The organism is Psychrobacter sp. TPE 89C (assembly GCF_055522395.1).
Genome location: NZ_JBVFXW010000088.1, coordinates 1 through 4,011 on the forward strand (window position 1 = coordinate 1; position 4,011 = coordinate 4,011).

Annotated in this window: 4 protein-coding genes; all 4 read left to right on the forward strand. The window is 44.1% G+C overall.

Features of this window, described 5'->3' with window-relative positions; all coding sequences use genetic code 11:
* Nucleotides 1-93, forward strand: a 93-nt coding sequence (locus ACZW67_RS14135) for a hypothetical protein (RefSeq protein WP_465182014.1), incomplete at its 5' end; no start/stop codon positions are given.
* 96 nt (nt 94-189) lie between these two features.
* Complete coding sequence (gene adhP, locus ACZW67_RS14140; protein WP_465183782.1) at nt 190-1,218, forward strand: alcohol dehydrogenase AdhP; 1,029 nt, start codon at nt 190-192, stop codon at nt 1,216-1,218.
* Between the two features lie 320 nt (nt 1,219-1,538).
* A complete protein-coding gene (locus ACZW67_RS14145; protein WP_110923110.1) occupies nt 1,539-1,865 on the forward strand; it encodes a DUF779 domain-containing protein in 327 nt (108 codons plus the stop codon).
* Nucleotides 1,866-2,083: 218 nt separating this feature from the next.
* Nucleotides 2,084-3,727: a GMC family oxidoreductase gene (locus ACZW67_RS14150; RefSeq protein ID WP_465183783.1), complete on the forward strand. Its 1,644-nt coding sequence runs from the start codon at nt 2,084-2,086 to the stop codon at nt 3,725-3,727.
* Nucleotides 3,728-4,011: the final 284 nt, after the last annotated feature.

Sequence of the window (4,011 nt, forward strand, 5' to 3'; positions counted from 1 at the left end):
GGCCGTGAGAACCATTTGATGATGCTGGATCATTATCAGCAAACTAAAAACATGCTGGTGTCTTACGATCCTAAAAAAATGGGGTTCTTTTAAGCCAAAGTTCGAAGCACTTTGTAATCAAGGTTGCAAAGTGTGTTAGGTATATTCACAGATTATTTTTATGCAAAAAATCTAACAAGGCAGAACTATATGAGCAATAAGATGAAAGCCGCCGTATTGCATGAATTCAACCAACCCTTACAAATCGAAGAAGTTGATATTCCAACGCCAGGCGCTGGTGAAATTGTGGTTAAAATGCAGGCCTCAGGTGTTTGTCATACCGATTTACATGCTATTGAAGGCGATTGGCCCGTAAAACCTAGCCCACCATTTATTCCAGGACACGAGGGTGTCGGCCTAATTACGGCGGTTGGTGCAGGTGTTACCCATGTAAAAGAAGGTGACCGAGTCGGTGTACCTTGGCTCTACTCTGCTTGTGGTCACTGTACCCATTGTTTAGGTGGCTGGGAAACCTTGTGCGAGCGTCAACAAAACGCAGGCTATTCAGTTAATGGTAGCTTTTCAGAATACGTACTGGCGAATGCCAACTACGTCGGTATCATCCCAGAAGGTGTTGACTCCATTGAGATTGCACCTGTGTTGTGTGCAGGCGTCACCGTGTACAAAGGTCTAAAAATGACCGAAGCGCGTCCTGGTGATTGGGTCGTTATTTCTGGTATCGGTGGTCTCGGTCATATGGCAGTACAGTATGCCATTGCCATGGGACTGAACGTTGCGGCAGTCGATATCGACGATGAAAAGCTCGCATTCGCCAAAAAACTAGGCGCGACCATTACCGTCAATGCTAAAAATACAGATCCTGGTAGTTACTTGAAAGAAGAAATTGGCGGTGCTCATGGCGTGTTAGTGACAGCCGTATCTGCTATCGCGTTCGATCAAGCGATCAGCATGGTCAGACGTGGTGGTACGATAGTCTTTAACGGCTTACCAACGGGCGACTTCCCAGTTTCTATCTTTGATACGGTTCTCAACGGTATTACCATTCGCGGCTCTATCGTTGGTACGCGTCTCGACTTACAAGAGTCGTTGAACATGGCCGCAGCAGGTAAAGTAAAAGCCACTGTTAGCGCTGAACCGTTGGAAAACATCAACGATATCTTTGATCGTATGCGCCAAGGCAAAATCGAAGGTCGCATTGTGATTGACTACAGTATGTAGTTATAGTTGATTCAGTTTAAAAGAGAGTCAAGGCAACCGAGCGCAGATGTATATGTGATACCTTAAGTGAGGTTAACGCTGTAACTCTTTTATAGAGGATTGACTATATTGCTTGTGAGATTCTGACATTGTCTTAATGCTTCACACATTTAATCACAAACCATCAGTCGTATCGTCTTCATTCACATGCTATAAATGATGTGAGTGAAAACGATACGGCTTTTTATATTCTCATCCAGTATGACACTTATACTTAATAAGACGCTCATAGCTAATGAGACGTTTTCTACAATTACATTCTATATGATAAGGAAATCATCATGAAAGTCAAAGCGACAGAGTCCTGCATAGACCTAATCGAACTACTGAAATCCAAACACGGTGAGCTTATGTTTCATCAGTCTGGTGGCTGCTGTGATGGTAGCTCCCCCATGTGTTATCCGCTAGGTGAGTTTAAGGTAGGCGGCCAAGATGTATTGGTCGGTGAGATTGCTGGCTGTCCATTCTATATGGGCAAAGCGCAGCACAAATTATGGCAAAATACGGATTTGACCATTGATGTGGTTGACGGGCGTGGCGCCAGCTTTTCGCTAGAAATTCCTGAAGGTAAACGCTTTATTGTACGTTCAGAAATTTGCTCAATATAAATGACTATTAGAGCGTGCCCTTATTTCGAAATGGTGATAAATACTGCTAAATATCCTCAAAAAACCTATCAATAGGCTCCTATTGATAGTCTATTTTCTCTATCTACACGCTCTAGTCATTTTTATTTTATTATTCTGGCAAAATAATAGATATTGTAAAGAGTAGCTTACTTTGAAAAGCTCGTTTTGATTAGCATGGATGCTATAAGGAAGATAAAATGGAACTTGATAAAACGTTTGACTACGTCATCGTGGGCGGTGGCTCTGCAGGCTGTGTACTTGCCAGCCGTCTCACCGAAAATCCAGAAATTAGTGTCTGCTTATTAGAGTTTGGCGGCGAAGGCAAAGACCTTGCCATTCGTGTGCCTGCTGGATTGATTCTGATGGTGCCAGGTAAGCCATTAAAGTTAAATAACTGGTGCTTTCACACTACTCCTCAAACTCATCTCAATAATCGACGCGGCTTCCAACCACGTGGGCAATGCTTAGGTGGATCATCCGCTATCAACGCCATGATTTATACCCGCGGCAGTAAGCTGGATTATGAGCGCTGGGTGGAGCAAGGCTGTGATGGTTGGGGATTCGATGATGTCCTACCTTACTTCATCAAAGCAGAGAACAACGTCCATGGTAGCGATGCATTACATGGTGATAGCGGACCACTGCACGTCAGCGACTTGCTCAGCCCACGCGATATCTCAAAAGCCTTTGTAGAAGCCGCGATTGCCAATGGTCTCGACCATAACACAGACTTTAATGGCGAAAAGCAAGATGGTACAGGGTTGTATCAAGTCACTCATTTCCATGGTGAAAAGCAAGGTCAGCGTTGTTCTGCTGCTGCCGCCTACCTACATCCCGTCCAAAACCGCTCAAATCTGACCGTTATTACTCACGCGCAAGCCAACCACGTTATCATTGAAGACAAACAAGCGACTGGTGTGGTTTATGAAAAGGATGGTGTCAAACATACCGTCATGGCACATCGTGAAGTCATCCTATCAGGTGGCGCTTTCGGCTCGCCTAAAGTGTTAATGTTATCAGGTATTGGCCCAGCAGAACACTTGCAATCTCACGGTATCGAGGTCGTGGTAGATTCACCTGATGTCGGTGGCAACCTACAAGATCACCTAGACGTGGTCTTTGATTATGAAGTTAATACCACGGATGTCATCGGTATCGGTATGGCAACGATTTCCCGTTTGACCAAAAGCATTCGACAATGGAGAAAAGATGGCACGGGATTGCTGTCTACCAACTATGCCGAAGCAGGTGCGTTCTTCAGTATCGGCGATGCCCCAAAAGAGTGGCCAAATACTCAGCTACACTTCGTCATATCTCGTGTGATTGAACACGGTCGCGATCTCAGACGTGGCTTTGCCATCTCTTGCCATAGTTGCTACCTGCGTCCTGAGAGTCGCGGCACCGTTAGACTTGATTCCGCCAACCCCTCTGATGCAGTCCTAATTGATCCAAACTACCTGTCTCATCCAAAAGATGTAGAGTGCATGGTGGCGGGCGCTGAGCGTACCAGAGCCATCATGAAAGAGTCTCCTCTCGCTGAATACATTACGGAAGACTACCCCGCCCCCTATATCGAAAAAGACGGCATGCTCGGCTATATTCGAAACAAGTCAGATACTATTTATCACCCAGTAGGTACTTGCCGTATGGGCTCAGATGAACGCTCTGTAGTGGATTTAGAGTTAAAGGTACGCGGCGTGAGCGGACTGCGAGTCATTGATGCGTCAATCATGCCAACGCTGATTAGCGCGAATACCAATGCGCCGACGATTATGATTGCTGAAAAACTGGCAGATATTATCAAGGCAACTCATAACCATGTCGAAAACACTGTCACATAAATAGCCATCATAAGAGCATTTTATAACTGGTTGCGTCAAGTACACGTAACCAGATTATTTCTTTTCGTTTACATTTAGTCATAAAATCATACTTAATTGATTTTCACCAGCTATTTCTCCATCTTAAATGTATAGATAAAAATAGTAAAATTACGCATATTCCATTAAATTCGTGCTGTGAGCGGTATATTCATATATTTTTTATCAAAATTAGTTTATTTATAGCTTGCGTTACTACAGATTAAAAGAGTATATTCGAACGACTTGTTTATATTTTTAGTTTC